Raw genomic sequence first — 21887 nt, forward strand, 5'->3', positions numbered from 1 at the left:
TCGCCATTAAAATTTATTTTTACATCTGTTAAGAAAAATTAACGACGTTAATAAATTCGTTATGTTAATAGAACTTACTTTTGTTGGCTAACTAAAATCTTTGTGATGAATTACTCATTTCGTTCTGTAAAAATAGAGACTTGTTTTAAAATAGCTATCCTATTTCTATTATATGCTTTACCACTAACGAGTAAGGCCCAATTAGATTTGATACACTATGTTCCACCTTTATATGCAGGAACAAATAGTGAATCAGATATAGAGGATCATTGGGTTGTGTTAACGACGCCATCCGAAACACCTATTACAGTTACTATTAAAAAAGGGGATGGTACGATTTTTCAAGTCGTAGAAGGGGTTTCAATGGATACGCCAAAGTCAATACCTCTGGGTAGTGGTACTCTCATTAACCCACCATTAGGCGTTGTGAATTACTCAAGTCTGAATAAAGTAATAAGCGATCAAGGATTAATCTTTACTTCCTCTGAGGCTTTCTATGTTAATATTCGTCACAAATCGGAAATTCATGGCTTGTTTTTAACGGCCAAAGGTCGGGCTGGTTTAGGAACGTCATTCCGTTCAGGACATTTATATAGTATACGAGGAGAGAACGTGCAAGGTTGGGGAGGTGGCTATTATGATCGCTGGGGTCGTTGGGTGAATTTTAATACAAAAACTGTAGGTCATCGCAGTCATTTTATATCCGTTATGGCGACTGAAGATAATACGCAGGTTACTTTTTCAGATATTAAAGTTGGGAACCTGACATCTGATACAGAAAGTGCTCTTCCTATAACAGATGATATAACTGTTACGCTTAATGCCGGACAATCATATGTGATTGGTGCTGATCTTCTATTTTTAAGTAAGAATGAAGCGAATGGATTAAATGGTACGCATATAACTTCTGATAAGCCAATTGCAGTAAACTCAGGATCATGGACTGGTGGAGCTTCACTTAACTCCTGGCAGGATATTGGGGTGGATCAGATTGTTCCAGAAGATTTGGTTGGGAGTGAATATATTCTTTTAAAAGGTAAAGGTAATGATGAGACTGAGCGTCCCATAGTTGTTGCAACTCAGGATAATACCAATATTTATGTCAATGGTGGTTCAACGAAAATTAATCCGACGCCTCTAAATGCCGGAGATTCTTATGCTATTGGAGCGAATTATTATACTACAGATGGAACTATGTTAATCAAGTGTGATAAGAACGTTTATCTATACCAGACGACTTCGGCTTCAGATAGATATGAGTCTGGGATTGATTACGCATATGCAACAGTAGGGATGAATTTTATTCCGGCAATTAGTTCTCTGGGGTTTCGTCAGGTTGATATTCCCTTTGTGAATCAGGTTGGTACAGGTATTGTCGCCATTTATTCTCAAAAAGGGGCCAATGTTTTTGTTAACAAATCAACTACTCCTTTAAGTCAAGCTTCTGCAAAACCTGTTTCGGGTAACGATGAGTGGGTTGTGTATAAATATTTAACCACGGATGAGAATGTATCTGTGATGTCGAATAAAGCGATTTATGTAGCCTTGTCAGTTGAGGATGATGCAGTAGGGGCTGCAGGTTATTTTTCTGGTTTCACCAAAGCTATTTCTCCTATTCATCCGGAAACGGGAGTCGGATTGGAACATGATTTGGGATATATCTGTGAGAGTTACAATGACAAGATCGAATTATCGATAAACAGTACCCCAGAAGCAGACTTTTATGAGTGGTATAAGAATGAAATTAAGCCCGAAAATTTATTGTTTAAAAATTCAAATTTACTTGTTGATGCTCCCGATGTCGAAACAAAATATATCATAAAGGCCTATTTCAGAGATCCAAATTTAGATATTATTTACAATGGGAACTTTTCAATTGGACGCGGAAGTTTTGATTCGTCTTATGATTTTACGTCGGTAGGAAATTTGGAAAATCCGGGCAAGTCTGTTTTGTGTTATAATCCGAAAGATATTAATGCTCAGTTTCAAAGTTTTAATGATAAAGATGGGGGAGGACTTATGTTGCTGACTCATTCAACAAATTTTGGAACCGGAGATGTTATTTGGAGTAAAACGATTAATGAAAATATTAAGAATCAGGGGTTTATTCTGAAACTGTATGGTCGTATGGCTCAAGAGGGGCATTCTCAACTTCTGGATATTTACGTGAATGATGAAAAGATATATGATAATTTTCCGTTGAATGATGTAAATACTTGGCAATCAGTAAAAGCATTCTGGGCTTCAGGTGATTCTGAAAGTGCCCGTATTTCTGTGGTTAACTCCAATCCGGCAGGGCAAGATGGGGTATTTGCTTTGGACAGCATTTCATTTGTTGTAGCTGTCGAAGATCAGGCAGAGTTTAATGCTTTAGTTATTCCGAATTACAGTTATAAAAATTTTAACGAACCTCAGCATTTTTGTGTTGGACAGGCAGGAGAATTGGATATTTCTAATGGTGATGTAAGTTGGTATGATTATAAATGGGAGAAAAAAGAGGGCGAAATCTTTGTCCCAATAACAGATCCCTCAATTACAGGGTTGGGTACGCATAAGATTCAATTTGCTGAAGTTAAAGAAAGTGATGCCGGAATCTATCGTTGTACTATTAATTTTAAAGAAAACTATCAGCAGTGTGGTGAAAGTTTAGGAACAGCCTCGGTTGAGGTTGAATTAATTGCTGATAAATCAGCGACAGTTACAATTAATGCAGATAAAACAAGATTGTGTGAGGGGGAACAGGCAACTTTAGAGGCCGTAGTTACGGGTACTTATTCTGGTATAAAGTGGTTTGTGGATGATGTGCAAAAGTATGTTGGAAAGGAATTTCTATTTGATAATCCGGCAGGTGAATATAAGGTGCGTTGTGAGGTTGGGAATGCTTGTAGTACACCATCTGATAGTCAGGATATGTTTGTTTATGGTCGTCCGGTATTGAATGATTTACAAATTCCTACAGGTTTATGTGAAAATATTTCTGCAGAGTTAACAGCTGTTGTGAATACTGTGCCTGCAGGGGCTAGTTTATCATATAAGTGGTACCAAGGAGAAAATTTGTTAGCGACGACTAGTGAGTCGACCTATTCTCTGGAACCGACGATGGATGATTCTTATTATAAGGTTGCAGTTAGTGCAGTTTATAATGTCGGCTTGGCTGATGAACAGACCTGTGTTGGTAATCAAATTGTAAAAAATATTGTTCCAGATGCCATTTATCCAAAGGTTGATCTAAAAGATTTGGCTGATGTAAACCTTTGTGAGGGTGATTCATATACCTACCAAGCTGAGCTAGGGAATACGGGTGATTATTACACATATGAGTGGGAAGTTCCATTTGTAAGCGGAGCTGATAAAACAAGTTCAGACTTTGTGATTGGTTCCGTTACCAGTGCCATGGCAGGTGCTTATAAAGTAACTGTTTCCAATCGTTGTGATAGTCAGACTACAACCAGTAATCTGTCTGTGAACCCGAAGTTGCTTGTTGATGAAATGTCAATTGATAAAACGGGGCCTTATTGTTTAAATGATGTGGTTACATTCTCGATGAAAGATAATGGGGAAGCAAAATATTATTTTGCTGAGAACCTTATGACAGGGGAGATTATTAATCCAATAACAGATCCTTTTAGTTTAACGGTTACTGACTTAAAACAAGGACGTTGGAAAATTACTGCAGAAGCCGAATGTGGCACACGCGTAGAACAAGAATTTGATATCTATTTATTGGATGATTTTTCAAATCCTCAAATGGCTGATATCACAACCTGTATGGATGAAACTGTTCAACTTAAAGTTCAAATTTTTGATATTCCTGTGGGATCTGATTTAACTTACGAATGGACAGGTCCTGATGGGAGTGCGATAGTAAATGATAAATCAACCCTAGATATTGCAAATGTTCAATTAAGTGACCTGGGTGATTATACCTGTAAGGTTACGAATCAGTGTGGTTATTCGCAATCGGTGAGTGCGAATCTGTCTGCTGATCAAGTGAATACTTCGTCAACAGGTTCAGCTTTAGAAGTTTGTGAAGGAACGCTTAATTATCGTCTGGAAATAGCTTATGATGGAAATCCTAAATTCTCATGGCATTTTAATAATTTAAGTTCGCCTGAAATTGGAACAGCTAATTATTTTGAGATTTCAGAAGTAAAACCTGAAAATGAAGGCGTTTACTATTGTTTGGTTACTCTTGCTTGCGGTGATTTTGTTACATATCAGCGTCAGTTAGTTGTAAATGAGATGATAACTGTAGTTGAAGAAAGCCCTTCAGTTTCCCATATTTGTGAAGGAGAACAGACTGAGTTGAAAATATCGGCTTCTGGTGATATCAAACAAATAGAATGGTATGATCCTTCAGGGAATATAATTGCCGCTGCGAATAATAAAACAAGTATACAGACAGCTGTGTATAACACAGCGGGAAGCTTTATTTATAAATATAAAGTAGTTGGTGATTGTGATACAAAAGAGGGTGATTTTGAGGTTATTGTGCATGATAAGCCTGTGTTGAATCCGATTGCTGATATCAATTCTTGTGAAGGTGATATCACTTTAAATATGAGTATTTCCGGAAGCGATTATTCTGGTTCTGCCTGGTGGAATGCGGATGAGAGTCTGAAATTGGCAGATGGTCTGTCATATATAATAGCCGATGCAAAATATCTAACAGAATCAGGAAATTATATTGCCAAGCTTAGCACTCTTTATTGTGGTGATTTAAGAGCGACCGCACAGGTAAATATTTATCAGCCAATTACTGTTGTTACTCATTCAAATCTTAATCCAACTCCTTGTGTAGGGGAGCCTTTAAGTCTAATTGTTAACGGTTCCGGATCGGATTTGAGTTATAATTGGTATAAAACGGATGCTCCAACAGTTAGCCTGTCGAAATTGTCCACTTTGGATCTTGGTACAGCAGATTTATCTGATGAGGGAATTTATCGATGCGAGTTAATATCAGATAATGGCTGTGGAAATGAGATTGTTGAATTTAATGTTGATGTGCGTGAGCATGCAAAAATAACTTTGGATCCAGTTGATGTTTCAATTTGTGAAGGCACAGGATCTGCAAATTATGTTGTAAATGCAGATGCAGAGGGAACATTAAGGTATCAATGGTATGATAAAGATAATAATGCTTTGGCAGGTGAGACTTCAGCAAATCTTGAAATTACAAATCCGTTATTAAATGATGGTCAAAGCTATTATTGTGAAGTGAGTGGTGAATTTTGTGATCCTGCAGTTTCATTAAAAGCTCAGTTGGAAGTTAAGAAGAATGTGACAATTACCAGTAATCCGGTAGATGTCAGAATCGCTGAGGGTGGTGTAGCTACTTTTACCGTTGAAGCCGAAGGGAATGATCCTTTGACTTATCAGTGGTATTGCAATCCTACTGGAATAATTGCAGGAGCAACAACATCTGTTTTAACAATTGATCCAGCCACAATAGATTTGAATTCCTATAAGTATTATTGTGTTGTAAGTAATGCTTGTGTCGGTGCAACAAGTGCTGAAGCAGTACTATTGATCGATCCTAATGTGAAAATTACAGCTCAACCAGAGAATACAAAAGTTTGTGAAGGAGAGACTTTTGAGTTTGTTGTTGAACACAAATCGTTGGTAGCAGGTAAAACATGTTATTGGGAATATAATGATGGAAGTGGATTTCAAGCAATAAGTGGATTGGCAGATCAAACCGTTATCGAAAGTGCAAACCAAAGTATTCTTAGAATAACGAATGCAAAAATAGATTTCAACAGGTATTTGTTTAGAGCTGTCGTGGAAGGATTAACAGATGACATATCTAAAGAGGTTAGTGTTGTTGTGTATCAGCCTGTGAGTTTTGATACCATTAGCAATGTTGAAATCTGTAAAGATGCAGGTGTTCATTTTGAGTTGACAAGTTTAAAGGGAACAGGTCCTTATACTTATGAATGGAAAGAGAATACTCGTACATGGAAGACGTCGGATCTGAACTTGGATGGAGCAGCTGCACTTGATGGGGATTATTCTATTGAAGTAACTAATGGTGTTTGTCCTTCTCATAAAGAAGATTTTAAAATATCACATTACGACGAATTGATCTTAAATGATATAGATGGTTCAAGTCCGGTTTGTCAAAATGTTGCAGAAAATTTAGTGGTCACAGTTAGTAAGGATGATGCATTGGGAGTTAATTACCAATGGTTTAAAGATGAAGATGCTACTGTTTTGAGTAGCTCAAATACCTATACCGTTGCTGGCCTCGGCAAGTCTGAAGAAGGTTTATATAAAGTTGAGGTTAGCGATGGTTGTATGACTAAAGTTAAAACTAAGCTTATCAATATTTTGGACAAAATTGTTGCAGGTACAACTTGGGAAGCTAATAAAAAACTGTGTGCAGGTGATGAATTTTTATTGGATGCTCAGGTTAGCGGTGATAATCCGACTTATACCTGGACAGTTCCTAATGGAAGAATTGTTGGCAATGTTTCAAAATTGAAAATCGATAATTTGACTGTAGCAGATGCAGGAACTTATAAATGTGTTGTTAGCAGTTCTTGTTCTGATGGGGATATTGTTTTTGTGACTGAACTTGTCGTAAATGAAGCACCTAAAATTACAAATGGTATTGATAACCTGAGTGCAGTATGTGATGGCGAAGATTTAGAGCTTGGCCCTATTGTTGTCGACGGTGAAGTTGTTTCTACTAACTGGACTTTAAATGATAGAAGTTTAAGTACGGTTCATAGCAGTATTTTGAATTTGGGTAAAGCTGATGTCAGCAAAGAGGGAAACTATAAAGTTGAAGTGAGTAATGCTTGTGGAAATGATTTCAGTCTAGGTTTTCAAGAGGTCGTTCTTCTTCCAACATTGGCCGATATTCCAAATCAAACTGTTTGTGAGGGTGAAGATGTTGTGTTTAGAGCTCAAACGACAGGTGAAAATCTGGATTATAAATGGTTTATTGATGGTGTCGAAGATTTAACATATTCTGGTAAATCGGAATTGATTCTTGAAAATGTAAAACCTCTTGATGAAAATACTTTACGTGTTTATGATATTGAATGTCGTGTAAGTAGTTTAAATGCTTGCGGAACAGAGCAAATTAGACATGCTCAGCTTGTTGTAAATCCAAATACTATTCTTCAGTCTTCGATTAAAAGTGAGGTGGTTTACGTGGATAGTGATTATGAATTTAATTTGGATGTAAAGGGAAGTAATTTGACTTACGAGTGGCATCATATTAATAAGGATGGTGTCGATAAGCTATTGACGGAAACCAGTTCAATACTTGTATTGAATAATTTAACCATGGCAGATGGTGGTGAATATGCATGTTATATAGGAGGAACCTGTGGTAATCGATACACCTCCGGATTCCTGACAGTAAAAGATCCGTTAAAAATTGTTGAAGGTTTGAGCAAATTAGTTCAAATTGAAAAATGTTTTGGAGAGCCTTTATCTTTAAATATTGTGGTGACGGGAGAGGTTTATGATATCAATTGGTTTAAAGACGATATCAGTTTGGATCAGCATAACTTAAGTCTTTTTATACCTGAACTTGATTACAGTGATGCTGGTAAGTACCGTTGTGAAATTAACGGGGATGGTGGCAAATTAATTGAATCGTTAGATCTTATTGTGAATAAACTAACAGTATTGAATTCCAATTTGAAAGATAAGAACCTATGTGAAAATGAGCAGCTTCTATGGAGTGCTGGTGTCGATGGATCAAATCTGACATACAATTGGCAGTATAATGGAGCAACTATTTCGACTGAGGCAATTTTGAATGTTGAAAATTTAAAATTGGAACAAGCCGGAGAGTATAGACTGGATGTGACAGGTAAATGTGGGGACGTTGATACCGAAGCAGAGCTTAAAGTTTATCAATTACCATACTATAGCAGTCATAGCGAAGGTGTTGAAGTTTGTGAAAATACCGATGAGGTAAATTTCAGAGTGAATTATGGAGGAGACAATATAAGATATCAATGGAGAAAAGATGGTATTGATATTTTTGGTGAGACAAGTTCTTTATTAACAATACAGAATATAACCCAAGCCAAAGGGGGAGTTTATACCTGTGCGGTTAATTCATCATGTGGTCAGGAAATGATTAGTCCGGATATGGTTTTGTCGGTTATTCCGAATCTGAAAGTTTTAAATCAAAGTGGTAATCTTGAAATTTGTGATGGCGAATCAGCAGAATTTTTTGTTGAAGCAGAAGGACGTAATGTTCAATATCAGTGGCAATTTAATGGCAATAATATTGATGGAGCAACAAATTCAATCTATCAGATTGATAAAAGTTCGTTGTCTGATCGTGGTTATTATACCTGTGAATTGTCAGACGAATGTACTTCAAAACGTTATTCTGATTCAAAACAGCTGGAAGTCAATGCACTGCCTAATTCGCAAATATATGGCAGAATGGAAGTTTGTGTATTGGAAGACAGAGTTACTTACACAACTTCAGTGCAGCCGCAAATTAATTATTTATGGCAGGTTAATGGAGGAGAATTTACGACTCCTATCGATGGTGAAAAAACCAAAATTACATGGGGAACGCTGGAGAACGGTAATATCAGTATCAGAATTGTTGATGAAGAAACCGGGTGTTATTCTCAGGTTGATTCATTGGTGCAACTTCATCCACTGCCTGATGTGAGTTTGTCAAACCTTGATTCTCATGGGGTGTGTGAATCTGAGTTTCAGTTGACAGGTGGTTTACCTGAGGGAGGTATTTATTGGGTAAACGGCGTTCGTGAGAGATCTTTTAACCCGGGTACAGGAAAAGGAGAATACCCAATTCGATACTCATACACTGATGAGAATGGTTGTTCAAATACCACTGAAGAGAAAATAATGACAATCGATTCGTTGCCGGTTGTTAAGCTGATTGAGGATGTTACTGTTGGTGCTTGTAAGAGTAAACAACTTTGGGCAGAAACACAACTTGATAATATCAAATGGTCGCCAAGTCGTTATTTGGATGATCCAACATCGAAAACACCTGTATTTACTTCAGGTGAATCTGAAAGATATGTTGCTTTCGTTGTTGATAAGCATGGATGTGTTGGGAACGATATTGTTAATGTGAATGTGGCTCCTCTTCCAGTAATTACAACAATAAATGATACTATTATTGGACAATGTAAACCATTGGTGCTAACAACGGATATTGTTGGTGAGGTTTCTGAAATTAATTGGACTTCAGATAAAGAACAATTGAGTAAATCAACTATTCGCGATCCCCAATTGGAGAATTTATCGGTCGGGATCCATAATTTCACAATCAATGTCAGCGACATGTATGGTTGTATAGCAGATGCTTCTGTTATGGTTGATGTGAGAGCGAATCCGGAAATAGGCGAATCCCAATTTTTATGCGAGGGTGAATCGATTGAAATCAATACTCGGAATTTGGAGAATGCTGTGTGGAGTGATGGGTATACAGCTTGGGAGCGAACAATTGATAAGCCGGGTGAATACGAATTAAGTGTTAGTAATGAATTTGGTTGTACCGAAGTACAAAAGATAAAAATGAATCCTCTGCCAAAATTTAAATTGGATAATACAATACTTCCGGGGATTTTGATATTCGAAGGTCAGACGGTTACTCTTGATCCTGATCTTAACTCTGATTTTGGCCCGTATGTATACGAATGGAGTGATGGCAGTGTGTTGCCACAACTAGTGGTAAGTGAGTCTGATACTTATAGTTTGAAAGTGGTTGATAAAATTGGATGTGTTGCGACCGATACCGTTGTGGTTGAAGTTAAACCTGTGGGAATTGAATCACCTAATGCATTTACCCCAGGCTCGGGTAACGAAAATGATCGTTTCTATTTGAAGGAAATTAATATCGATAAGGACTTTGAATTCTATGTTTATAACCGCTGGGGTGAGTTAATGCATCGATCAACTGAAGCTGGATATGGTGGCGGTTGGGATGGTACTTATCGAGGAAAAAAATGTCCAACAGGTGTTTATGTATGGATTTTAATTATGGATGGTAAAGCCATGGAAAAGGGTTATATGACCCTGGTCAGATAAGTTTTTGATTTCTGAGAAATAAGAAATACCTTTCAGATAGAAAGAATTTATATCGTTTATAAGAATATAAAGAAAATAATTGTTCTTTTTGTAGTCAGTAAACACTGATCATTCAAAGAGAATAACACATAATAATTTAATAAATACATGAATAAGCTTATATTTTCTATTATCTTTTTTGTTTTTGGAATAAGCTTAGTAGGTCGTGCTCAGGATATTCGTTTTTCTCAATTCTATGCAAACAAATTATATCTAAATCCAGCTTTGGCAGGTTCTTCTGATCATGCTAATATGAGTTTAAATTATCGTAACCAGTGGCCGAATCTGGATTACCCATATGTTTCTTATAGTGTTTCATATGATAATTTTTTCTCCGGTTTAAATGGTGGTTTAGGTTTTTTAGTGATGCAGGATGACCAGGGTGATGGAGCTATTAAAACAACTACATTTTCAGGTGCTTATTCATTTTTTTTGCGTATAAATGATGACTTGGTATTTCGTCCTGCAATTCAAGCTTCTGTAATTCAAAAGAAATTAGATTTTAAAAATTTGGTTTTTCCTGATCAAGTTGATCCTATTTATGGGAATCTGGGGGATATTTTTCATAATGTTTCTGGAGATCCTAGTAACAGAAGCTGGAATGGGATGGATTTTTCAGTGGGTATAATGGCCTATTATAATAACTATTATTTTGGTGCAGCTGCCAGTCATGTCAATCAGCCTAACCTTAGTTTTGATGATTTTGAGGATGATCAGCTGAATGCGAAATACACCTTTCATGCAGGAGCCGAATTTGCATTATCTGGGCAAACACGAGGTAATGGTTTGGTTTTATCACCAGCTCTGTTGTTTCAAAAACAAGGGGAGTTTACCCAAATGAACTATGGGATGTATATAAGTAAGAGCTCTTTGGTTTTTGGATTTTGGTTCAATCAAAATTTTCAGTTGAATTACGATGCTGTTATTCTGATGGCAGGTATTGTTACTGATCGGTTTAAACTGGCTTATAGTTTTGATTATACAATAACCAAATTGGTGCAAACAAATACGGGAGCACATGAGTTATCGTTTTCATTTCCTCTTGCTTTTGAAAAGAGAAAAAAAAGGCGTCGACCTAATCGGGTTAGGTACCCTCAATTCTAAAATAATAAAGGAGCAAATTCAATTGAGTTTGCTCCTTTATTATTTCCTGTGAAAATTGATTTATTTGATTCGTTCAATATATTTTTTTCTGATTTGTTTAAGCATATCCAGGCTTAAATTTTCAGCATAAATACGAATGATGTCAATAGCTTTGAAATAGTCGTAAATAAAGCCAATTGAAGCATCAAAATGCAGCAGGTCCATATTATACTTTACTTGCTTTGTAAGTTGCTCAAATTCGCTCCAGGAAAGGTATTTTGGTATTTTAAAATAGCCGTGATTTGCTTCTACACTATCGAAATAATAATCATCCTCAACTTTTTCTAAAGAGAAAAATTTATTTAGGCGAGTAATTCCGGTTTCATGATCAAATTTCGAAGGTTTATCTTTAAAGTTAATACCTAAAGATACGTAATAGGCTTGTAGTTCTTTAATATCTGCATATTGTTCTATGTGTCGAACTCTAATAACGTAATAAACGGTATTGAAAATTGTAATTGTTCCCAATGCAGCATGATACTTTTTGTGTGTATCTGCCATAATCTTCTGAGTGACCCGGGTAAATTGCTCCAGATCATATTTTTTATCTGTTACCAGATAGATGTAATGAGGTGTAATATCCTTCTGTAAATTGTCGTAATACTCATAAAATCCAGGGAAAGGATTTTTAGATTCCAGCACGAAGGTATTAGGAAGTACAGCACCTTCTATAAGCTCAAAAGCTTCTTCTTTTATAAGGCTTCCGTATTTAATTTCAGTCGATTCAGTCATATATAAGAGGGATTTAGTGGTACTTTATTCGTTGAAAACAATTGTTACAGTTTGTTACTAGTACTCCTCTAAACTTATGAAAAAATCGAAGAAAAAACAAGAACTCAAAGTCTTTTTTTATTGTTCTCTTGTGAAGACCAACTCATTATTTTTTGAAAGATTCGGATTGAAAATATAACCTTCGGAATTGAATGCTTTCAGGTGTTCGGGATCGGTAAGTTGATTTTGAATTATAAAACGTGTCATTAGTCCACGAGCCTTTTTGGCGAAGAAGCTAATGACTTTGTATTGCCCATTTTTAAAGTCTTTAAAAATGGGGGTAATAATTTCGGCTTTAATCTTTTTTTTGTTTACGGATTTAAAATATTCGTTGGAAGCTAAATTTATTAAGTATCGATCTTCTTTTTCTTGGAGTGTTTTATTGATTTCATTGGTGATTTTATCTCCCCAAAATTCGTATAAATTATTTCCTTTATTTGTTTGAAGTTTTTTACCCATTTCAAGACGATAGGCTTGAATCAGATCAAGTGGTTTTAGAACGCCATAAAGCCCGGATAAAATCCTTAGATTTTCCTGAGCCGTTTGTAGTTCTTCTTCACTCAAGCTTTCAGCATCAATACCTGTGTATACATCACCTTTAAAAGCAAGAATAGCCTGTTTGGCATTATTCATATCGAATGGCAATTGCCAGCTCAAAAAACGTTCGAAGTTTAATTGAGCCAATTTTGGACTGATATCCATAAAATCGGCAATTTCATCAGGAGAGAGTTTGCGGAGCTGTTTAATTAAAGCCTGAGATTCCTTTAGGAACACAGATTCGGTAAAGTTTTGACTCGTGCTTTTGGTTTCAAAATCCAGAGACTTTGCCGGTGATATAAGGATTAACATATGTTGCTTTTTTTTGATATGATGAATCTAAGATATGTGATTTGATAGATATAAACTAATTGAGTTTTTTGATATGAATATTGTTCGTGTTTATAAGCGATTTGATCGACTTGTATAAAAAAAGCAGATGACGGGCATCTGCTTAAAAATTAACGATTAAATGTGTCTCGGATTAGAGATTCTGATCAGGATATAAGGCATTCCACCATTCCTCTTGATCTTTTAGGTGTTTGGCAAAGTATGCAAAAATGGTATTGTTCCATAAAATGCGTTGTGTGTAGTTTAAAATCTGATGATTTTGATTCTTAACCTGAACAAAATCGACCTCTTTACCCAACAGTTTTAAGGCTTGATACATTTGAATACTTTCGCCAAGAGGCACATTTGTGTCGACACTGCCGTGAATAAGCAACATAGGAGTTGTTACTTTATCGGCACCGAATAAAGGACTTTGATCAACAAATAATTTACGGTGACTCCACGGGAATGATTTTCCTGCGGCATTAACACTGTAGGTGTATCCCCAGTAGCCTTCTCCCCAATATGAGGTAATATCGCTAATGCCAGCATGCGAAATAGCTGCAGCAAAAATATCTGTTCTGGTTTGTAATAACATGGTCATAAATCCACCATATGAGGCACCAATACAGCCAATTTTATCCGCATTTATAAATGGGTGAGATGTAACGAATTTTTTTGTTCCCTCAATAATCTCATCGGCAGTGGTAATGCCCCAATTGTTTTGGTGTTCAGCAGAGAATTCTTGTCCGAAACCTGTTGCTCCGCTGGGTTGCAGTAAGTAAACAACATAGCCCATGGCTGCATATAAATTCAGAGGGTATCGTCCACCAAAACTGCGTTCAACAGGAACGGTTCCTGCGTAATAGTTGACAATCATTGGGTACTTTTTATTCGCGTCGAAATTTGGAGGATAATAAACGCGTCCAATAATTGTTTTTCCATTTTCCTTCGTGAAATTCCAATCCTCAGTTTTCCCGAATTTAACTTTTTCGAATTTTGTCTTTTCCGGATCAGATAGTTTTGTTGATTCTTCTTTTGCTAAATCATAAGTGTATGCTTTGTATGGATTTGATATCCCGCAGCCAATATAGGATAGTGTTGAGCCGTCGTTTGAAATGTCAAAACTTTTAACCACATCGCTACTGATGTTTAGTTTGGTAAATGACTGAGCGTTTATGGTATATTTAAATAAGCGAACGTAATCTTTATCGTTTGCCGTAAAGTAAATATTACCATCCTTCTTGTTCCAAACAGTGGTCCCGACAGCGGGATTGAAATGATATGTGATGGGAGTAACATGATTTGTTTTTAAATCCATAATATACAACTGCCCATCGTAATTGTTTGCTAGCTTCTGTTTCCCAATATTCTCACCCAATTTCCCAAAACAGGATGGGCCGCCTTGTACCAAAATCTGGCTGTCATCGGGAGAATAGAGTGCCGAACCGCCAAACAATTTATCTTTCCAGATGGTATCGACCTTAAAAGTTTCCAGATTCATTTGATAAAGGTTTTGTTTGCTGTATGGGTATTCATTATAGTCTGGTCTCGATTGTGAAAAAAGAATATGCTTGCTGTTTGAGCTGATATCGTTTAATTGAGTCGAAAGATTTCCAAAAGTTAATCTTTGTTTTACGCCACTATTTACGTCTAGCTTAAACAGGAAACTGCGATATCTAAATCCGGGAAGACGATCTTCCATACCTTGTATTTTTCTGATTTTCCATTCTTTAGAGTGGTCTTTTGCTTCAGAGTAGATGATGGTTTTAGCATCAGGTGTCCAAGTGTAATCTTCAAAATCATCTATATTATTTGCGATCTCTTTTTCGGTTCCCCTATCCAAATCGAACAAGAAAATAGATGTTTTGTTATTATAGTTCTTGGTGTAAGAAATTTGATTTCCCTTAGGTAGCCACTTGATACCATCCAGATTTGTTCCTCTAAATGAGTGAATAATATGATGACTATTGATGTCTGTAATCTCTTTCCAATGTTCAGTCTCGTCTGATGGAGGGAGTGTTCTTGAATAAGAAATTAAGGCAAGCTGTCCATTGGCAGACAACTGGGTTGAAGTCACTTTTGTCCCGTCAAGCACATTGTTGATTGTGATGAAATGTTCCGGGTTTGTTGAGAAAGTAAAGTCTTTAGTTGACCATGCTTTTTCTGCTTGTAGTTTTACATTGAAGCTGTTTTTTTTGCTTTGAGACAGGACTTTGATCAGAATGCAATGCTTGCCTGGTTCCAAAGTAATATCTGAAGTGATTTCCTTCGCTTTTTCACTTTCTGCTTCGTAGTGTGAAGCTATTTTTTTCCCATCCAAATACATTTCAAGCATTGGAAAAGTGTTGATAATCAGTTTAGCTTTTGCCCATTGTTCAACACTAATATAGGATACAAAATAGGATAGGCTATTGGCTTTCCCACGAGCATTAAGATCCTCTTTTTTAGAGAGAGCCGCTTTATTCCATTTCAGATTGGAATTGTTCCAGACTAAAACTTCATTTACCGATGGTTTTAATTCTTGTTTATTGAGATAATTCTCTTGTATTAATGCCTTCAAATGGAAGGTTTGGCCATCGATATCCGGACTGTTATTAAAGGCCGGAAGATTAATTGCAACCGCTTCAGTTTGCAACCAATCTTTCAGGATAATCGTTTTTTTGTCTGTTCTTTTCTCAGCTCTAAGACTTAAGTTAAAGAAGACAATGAGTGTCAGAATTGAAAGGAATTTGTTCATATGTTTATTTTTAGCATAGTTGAGACTTCAATATTACAAATTTAACGAGCTATATAAAAGGACTTATTCTAGACTTTATTAGTTTTTATTTACACTTGTTAGATTGGAAATGTAAAACTGAAATGCAAATTGATTTTTATTATGATTGTTTATTTTATTATCTTAGACAATATTGACAAATTCTGATACTTAACTTTCATATTGACAAGCAATGGGTGGTGATCTTCTTTTTCCTGAATTTATCTTTACAAAATGGCAAGAATTATTAGACTTATTAAGTTTAACCTTTAATTTGCCAGCAACACTTATTATGCATGCCAATGAGGATTCAATGGAGGTTTTTGCGAGGAGCATAAATCCTGAAAATCCTTATCGAGTTGGAGATTCTGAAAAGATGGCTGGACTTTATTGTGAAACAGTAGTCAAAAGTGAGTCTAGCTTATTGGTCGCTAACGCTCTTACTGATCTCGATTGGGTTGATAATCCTGATGTAAAACTGGGGATGATTGCTTATCTGGGGTTTCCTCTAATGTATCCTAATGGAGACGTTTTTGGAACAATTTGTACTCTGGATAAAAAGGAGAACCATTTTACAAAACAGATTCAAGAATTTCTCATCAAACTTAAAGAAATTGTAGAGTTGGATATTGCTGCCTATTACTCATATGAAGGAGCAAAAAATAAGGTAGATCATATTAGTTCTGATCAGCTTGATCATCTGTCTCAAGTTGAGAGAACAATGGTAAATATTGAACCTAATAGACAAAAAGAATATTATAAAAATTCAAATACCTATACGACTGCAATGAGTATTGACCTGATGGAGGAAGATAATAAGTACAAAGCTCTTTTTTCATCTATGAATTCTGGCTTGGTTGTTTATGAACCTATTTTTGACCAGAATGGTAATTTGTGTGATGCCAGGTATTTGGATATGAATACCAGAAATGAGGAACTGATTGGACATAAAAAAGAAGAAATAATTGGTAAGACTCTATTAGAAGTTTTTCCCAAAACAGATGCGATTTGGATTTCCAATTTTGATCAGGTTTTTAAAAAGAAAATACCAATCAATTTTGAATCATATTATTCACCTTTGGGTAAGTATTTTTCTGTGAGTGCTTTTTTAATCGAAGAGAATGTTTTTGCTTTTTCATTCCATGATATTTCGGAACATGTTATCGTAAAGCAAAGGTTAATTGATAGCGAGAAGAAATATAAGACATTATTCAATCACAGTAATACAGTAATGATGCTTGTCGATCCTAAGGATAGCAGTATTGTTGATGCCAACGCTTCAGCAATAAAATTTTATGGGTTTCCCAAGAAGGATTTATTGAGTATGAAGATGATTGATATTAATAATATGACCAAAGAAGCACTTCAACATGAAATAGATTTGGCAGTAAAGAAAAAAAAGAATCATTTTCAATTGAAGCATCGCTTGGCATCGGGTGATGTTCGGGATGTTGAGGTTTATACAGGGACACTTATCTCGGATGGTAAAACCTTATTGCATTCGGTTATTCATGATGTGACGGACAGATGTTTGGCATTAGAAAAGGTTAATCGCTTATCGATGGTTGTAGAGCAAAGCCCGGTTGCTATTATGATGACCGATATTAGCGGGAATATTTCATATTGCAATGCTAAGCTTTGTGAGTATACCGGTTACTCAGTTGATGAGATGATTGGGCAAAACCCAAGTATACTTAAATCCGGAAAATTTTCAAAAAAAACATACTCAAAAATATGGCGTACGATTTTATCAGGTCGTAAGTGGAAAGGGGAGTTTTATAATAAGAAAAAGGATGGCAGTTTTTATTGGGAATCAGCAACAATAGCTCCCATCAAAAATGCAAAAAATGAAATCGTCAATTTTATTAAGATGGGCGAGGATATTACTGAGAGAAAACGTCTGGAGAATCAGTTATTGCAATCCAAACTTAAGGCCGAAGAAAGCGATATGCTAAAGAGTTTATTCCTTGCAAATTTAAGTCATGAATTGCGAACCCCTCTAAATGGCATAATGGGCTTTACAAATCTTATGTTATCTGATGATATTTCGGATAAAGAGCGAAAAGAGTATGGTGCTTTTGTAGAATCTTCAGGTAATCAATTGTTGACTATGATGGATGGGATTCTAAAACTGTCAGTGATTGAAGCAGGAGAGATGAGTGTCAAATATTCCAGCTTTAGAGTTAATGATTTATTAAATGAAATCGTTAATTATTACGCAAAGGATATAGCAAACAAGAAGCTTAATCTGCATTGGGATTGCGATTGTCAATCTTTAGTGAGGAGTGATAAAAAACGCATTCGTCAGGTGTTTGATATCCTGATTCAGAATGCGATAAAATTTACCGAAAAAGGCGGCATTGTGTTGGCGGCGGAATGTAATAATAATATGTTGGTATTATCTGTTAAGGATACAGGAATTGGAATTGCAGCTGAGAACCACACAAAAGTGTTTGAGCGCTTTCGTCAGGTGGATGATTATTCGACACGGGAATTTGGTGGAACGGGTCTGGGTTTAGCTCTTTCTAAGGAAATTGTGACTTTGTTGGGAGGCGAAATTTGGATTGAATCGGAAGTTGGTAAAGGGGCTAAATTTATATTTACGATTCCCAATGTTGATAAAAATGAGCATGAACACTTAAGCTAAAATTTAAAAAGCCGAAACGTCAAAGTTTCGGCTTTTCAATATTTATCGTTTTTCCATTAGCACGATATTCTCCACATGATGTGTGTGGGGGAACATATCTACGGCTTGAACTTTTGTAACTTTATAAGCGTGATCCATCATTTGTAAATCGCGAGCCTGAGTGGCAGAGTTGCAACTGACATAAACAATTCGATTTGGTGCAGCTTGTAATATGGTTTCTACAACATCAGCATGCATTCCGGCTCTTGGAGGATCTACAATCATCATATCCGGATGACCGTGTTCAGCAATAAAATCAGCATTTAGCACATCTTTCATATCTCCTGCGAAGAAAACCGTGTTATCAATACCGTTAATTTCTGAATTCAGTTTTGCATCTTCAATTGCCTCTGGTACGTATTCTATACCAATTACTTTTTTTGCCTGACGAGCAACAAAGTTGGCAATGGTTCCTGTCCCTGTGTACAGGTCATAAACAACTTCGTCTTTTTGGATGTTTGCAAACTCACGAGTTTTGCTGTATAGTTCGTATGCTTGTTCTGAATTGGTTTGGTAGAATGATTTGGGACCAATTTTGAATCTCAAATCCTCCATCTTTTCAAAAATATGATCCTCACCTTTGTATAAAATAACCTCCTGATCGGTAAACGAATCGTTCGCTTTTTCGTTAATGATATACATCAGTGAGCTAATTTCAGGGAATTTCTCAGCTAAGTGAGCCATAAGACCTTCACGTTTCTCAACATCTTCATGATAGAAAACAACGATAACCATAATGTCACCAGTTGTTGATGTTCGAACAACAAGTGTACGAAGAAATCCCTCCTGAGCACGAATATCGAAGAAACTCAAATCATTCGCGAAAGCATACTCTTTTACGGCTAAACGAATCGCATTTGAAGGATCAGCTTGCAGATGACACTTGTTGATATCAACAACCTTATCAAAAAGACGAGGCACGTGAAATCCGAGTGCCGGAGTTCGTGCAATATCAGCATCGCTGTTGATTTCATCAAAAGTTAGGTAACGCTTATTTGAGAATGTGAACTCCAGTTTGTTGCGGTAGAATTCGGTTTTGGCAGAAGGCAAAATAGGGTTCGCTTTAGGTAACTCGATTTTACCAATTCGGCTTAAGTTGTCAAGAACTTCCTGTTGTTTAAAATTCAGTTGTTCTTCATAAGGTAAATTTTGCCATTTACATCCGCCGCAAACACCAAAATGTTCGCAAAAAGCATCCACTCTCAAGTCAGAATACTTGTGAAATACAACAGGGTGCCCTTCCATATAACTTTTACGTTTTTTTGTCACCTGTACATCCACAACATCGCCAGGTATCACGTTGGTTACAAACACAACTTTTTCATCAACCTTAGCAATGGCCTTTCCTTCGGCTGCTAACTTTACAATTTCAATGTTTTCCAGTAAGGGTTTTTTGTTTCTATTACGTCCCACTTTGTATTTCTTTTAAGATTTGGCTGCAAAGATAGTAAAATAGTCATGAGTTGTTGACGTGATGGTCTGTTGATGTGATGGTTTGATAATTTTCAGCAATCTAAGTTTGTCTAAGATTAAATGGCATTAGAATTCTAATATCTACGTACTTCGTATTATCTTTGTCGCCCAAACATATAAACATTTCATTGTCCATGATATCAATAAATAATCTCATTGTAGAATTTGGTGGTTTTACACTTTTTAAGGATGTTACTTTTATCGTTAATTCCCGTGACCGAATTGGATTGGTTGGGAAAAATGGTGCAGGTAAATCAACTCTTTTGAAAATTTTTGCTGGTAAGCAAGAGGCCACCAAAGGGACGGTTAGTATTCCTAATGAGGTTAAGATTGGTTATTTGCCTCAGCAAATGAAGCATGAAGATGGACGAACTGTGATAGAAGAAGCCTTAACCGCTTTTGAAGAAGTGATTGAGCTTGAAAAGGAAATTGCAAATATCAATAATGAAATTGGCGAGCGTACCGATTACGAATCAGATGATTATATGAAACTGATTAATCGGTTGGCTGAAAAGAATGATCGATTTCATATGATGGGAGGAGAGAATATTCAAGCTGAAGCGGAACGAACGCTTCTTGGTCTTGGCTTTCTTCGCAGCGATTTCAGTCGTCAAACCAACGAGTTTAGTGGTGGTTGGCGTATGCGTATTGAGCTTGTTAAAATTCTCTTACGTCGTCCTGATGTTTTCCTTTTAGATGAGCCAACAAATCACTTGGATATTGAATCGATTCAGTGGTTGGAAGATTTTCTGAAGACTTATCCCGGAGCTGTAGTTTTGGTATCTCACGATAGAGCCTTTCTTGATAATATCACCAACCGTACGGTTGAGATTTCAGTTGGAAAAATATACGATTATAAAGTCTCTTATTCTCAATATGTCGCCTTACATGCTGAGCGTCGCGAACAGCAGATGAAAGCCTATCTCAATCAGCAGAAGATGATAAAAGACACTGAGGATTTTATTGAGCGTTTTCGATATAAAGCAACCAAGTCGGTTCAGGTTCAGTCTCGTATCAAACAGCTTGAAAAGGTTGATCGTATTGAGATTGATGAGGTTGATAATTCAAAGTTGAATTTAAAATTTCCTCCGGCACCACGTTCAGGTGATTTGGTTTGTGAGGTTAAAGATTTAAGTAAATCCTATGGCGATCATTTGGTTTTAAAGGATCTGGAATTTGTAATAGAGCGTGGCGAAAAATTAGCTTTTGTTGGTAAGAATGGTGAAGGGAAATCAACCTTGGTAAAAGTGTTGATGGGAGAGCTGGATCATACGGGTGTTTGTAAAATTGGACACAATGTGAAGATCGGCTACTTTGCGCAAAATCAGGCAATGTTACTCGATGGTGAAAAAACGGTTTTCGATACCATTGATGATGTTGCAGTTGGAGATGTGAGAACAAAAATTCGCGATATTCTCGGAGCTTTCATGTTTGGAGGAGAAGATATTGATAAAAAAGTAAAGGTCTTATCAGGAGGTGAGCGTTCTCGTTTGGCAATGATTCGTCTACTGCTTGAACCGGTTAACTTACTTGTGCTCGATGAGCCAACGAATCACCTCGATATGAAATCGAAAGATGTTTTAAAAGAGGCTCTGTTGAAATTTGATGGAACTGTTATTGTTGTTTCTCACGATAGAGAATTCCTTGATGGCTTATCTTCGAAGGTATACGAGTTTGCTAACCAAACTATAAAAGAGCATTTGGGTGGTATTTATTCTTTCCTTCAGAATAAGAAAATGGACAGCATGAGAGAGCTTGATCGGAAACAACAAATTGCCCGTGAAGAGAAAGTGGAAGTTGCTCCCTCAGAAAACAAGTTGAACTACCTTGAGCGTAAAGAAATGAGTAAGCAAATTTCAAAGCTCGAAAGAACTGTGGCCAAGAGCGAGGAAATGATTGCTGAATACGAAGAAAAAATCGAAGAAATAGAAGCTCTTTTAGCCGATCCCAAGAATCAGGATCAGGAAACTTTTAAAGCTTACGATGAGGCTAAAAAGAAGCTTGAAGATGAGATGTCCAATTGGGAAAATATAAACGAAGAATTGGAAGCTCTAATTCTTGAAAAAGGAGAATAAATTCCAGGATCAGTATAGAGTCAGTTTTGGC

At 36.4% G+C, this 21887-nt stretch carries 8 protein-coding genes; 4 read left to right on the forward strand and 4 right to left on the reverse strand.

The genetic code is table 11. The features are described from left to right. The first annotated feature begins 105 nt into the window (after positions 1-105). Both EO244_RS03900 and EO244_RS03905 read left to right on the forward strand, forming a co-directional pair. The gene (locus EO244_RS03900; RefSeq protein WP_129253120.1) at positions 106-10044 is read left to right on the forward strand and encodes a T9SS type B sorting domain-containing protein; all 9939 of its coding nucleotides are present in this window, start codon (positions 106-108) and stop codon (positions 10042-10044) included. Between the two features lie 147 nt (positions 10045-10191). Then, complete coding sequence (locus EO244_RS03905; protein ID WP_129253135.1) at positions 10192-11187, forward strand: PorP/SprF family type IX secretion system membrane protein; 996 nt, start codon at positions 10192-10194, stop codon at positions 11185-11187. A gap of 60 nt (positions 11188-11247) precedes the next feature. Here the strand turns inward: EO244_RS03905 and EO244_RS03910 are convergent, their stop codons facing one another. The 3 genes from EO244_RS03910 to EO244_RS03920 all read right to left on the reverse strand — a co-directional run bounded on the left by EO244_RS03910 (position 11248) and on the right by EO244_RS03920 (position 15604). Continuing rightward, positions 11248-11958, reverse strand: coding sequence for a hypothetical protein (locus EO244_RS03910; RefSeq protein ID WP_129253137.1), 711 nt, complete (start codon positions 11956-11958; stop codon positions 11248-11250). 117 nt (positions 11959-12075) lie between these two features. Then, on the reverse strand, positions 12076-12846 hold the full coding sequence (yaaA, locus tag EO244_RS03915) for a peroxide stress protein YaaA (RefSeq protein ID WP_129253139.1): 771 nt from the start codon (positions 12844-12846) through the stop codon (positions 12076-12078). 172 nt (positions 12847-13018) lie between these two features. Continuing rightward, entirely contained in the window at positions 13019-15604 is a 2586-nt protein-coding gene (locus tag EO244_RS03920) for a S9 family peptidase (protein ID WP_129253141.1), read from the reverse strand. A gap of 211 nt (positions 15605-15815) precedes the next feature. Here EO244_RS03920 and EO244_RS03925 point away from each other — a divergent pair, with 211 nt between their 5' ends. After that, positions 15816-18269 (forward strand): PAS domain S-box protein, encoded by a 2454-nt coding sequence (locus EO244_RS03925; RefSeq protein ID WP_129253143.1) that lies wholly within the window; start codon positions 15816-15818, stop codon positions 18267-18269. A 42-nt stretch (positions 18270-18311) separates the two neighbouring features. Here EO244_RS03925 and rlmD read toward each other — a convergent pair whose 3' ends face one another. Next, entirely contained in the window at positions 18312-19721 is a 1410-nt protein-coding gene (gene rlmD / locus EO244_RS03930; protein WP_129253145.1) for a 23S rRNA (uracil(1939)-C(5))-methyltransferase RlmD, read from the reverse strand. A gap of 194 nt (positions 19722-19915) precedes the next feature. Between rlmD and EO244_RS03935 the strand changes: the two genes are divergently transcribed. After that, positions 19916-21856: an ABC-F family ATP-binding cassette domain-containing protein gene (locus EO244_RS03935; RefSeq protein ID WP_129253147.1), complete on the forward strand. Its 1941-nt coding sequence runs from the start codon at positions 19916-19918 to the stop codon at positions 21854-21856. The last annotated feature ends 31 nt before the right edge of the window (positions 21857-21887 follow it).

Source organism: Ancylomarina salipaludis, from assembly GCF_004122035.1.
Taxonomy (GTDB): Bacteria; Bacteroidota; Bacteroidia; order Bacteroidales; family Marinifilaceae; genus Ancylomarina; species Ancylomarina salipaludis.

What these genes read in the sequence shown, in the direction of transcription:
- EO244_RS03925 (WP_129253143.1), top strand. Translation starts at nt 15,816, where the DNA reads ATGGGTGGTGATCTTCTTTTTCCTGAATTTATCTTTACAAAATGGCAA.
- EO244_RS03910 (WP_129253137.1), bottom strand. Translation starts at nt 11,958, where the DNA reads ATGACTGAATCGACTGAAATTAAATACGGAAGCCTTATAAAAGAAGAA.
- EO244_RS03900 (WP_129253120.1), top strand. Translation starts at nt 106, where the DNA reads ATGAATTACTCATTTCGTTCTGTAAAAATAGAGACTTGTTTTAAAATA.
- yaaA (WP_129253139.1), bottom strand. Translation starts at nt 12,846, where the DNA reads ATGTTAATCCTTATATCACCGGCAAAGTCTCTGGATTTTGAAACCAAA.
- EO244_RS03935 (WP_129253147.1), top strand. Translation starts at nt 19,916, where the DNA reads ATGATATCAATAAATAATCTCATTGTAGAATTTGGTGGTTTTACACTT.
- EO244_RS03905 (WP_129253135.1), top strand. Translation starts at nt 10,192, where the DNA reads ATGAATAAGCTTATATTTTCTATTATCTTTTTTGTTTTTGGAATAAGC.
- EO244_RS03920 (WP_129253141.1), bottom strand. Translation starts at nt 15,604, where the DNA reads ATGAACAAATTCCTTTCAATTCTGACACTCATTGTCTTCTTTAACTTA.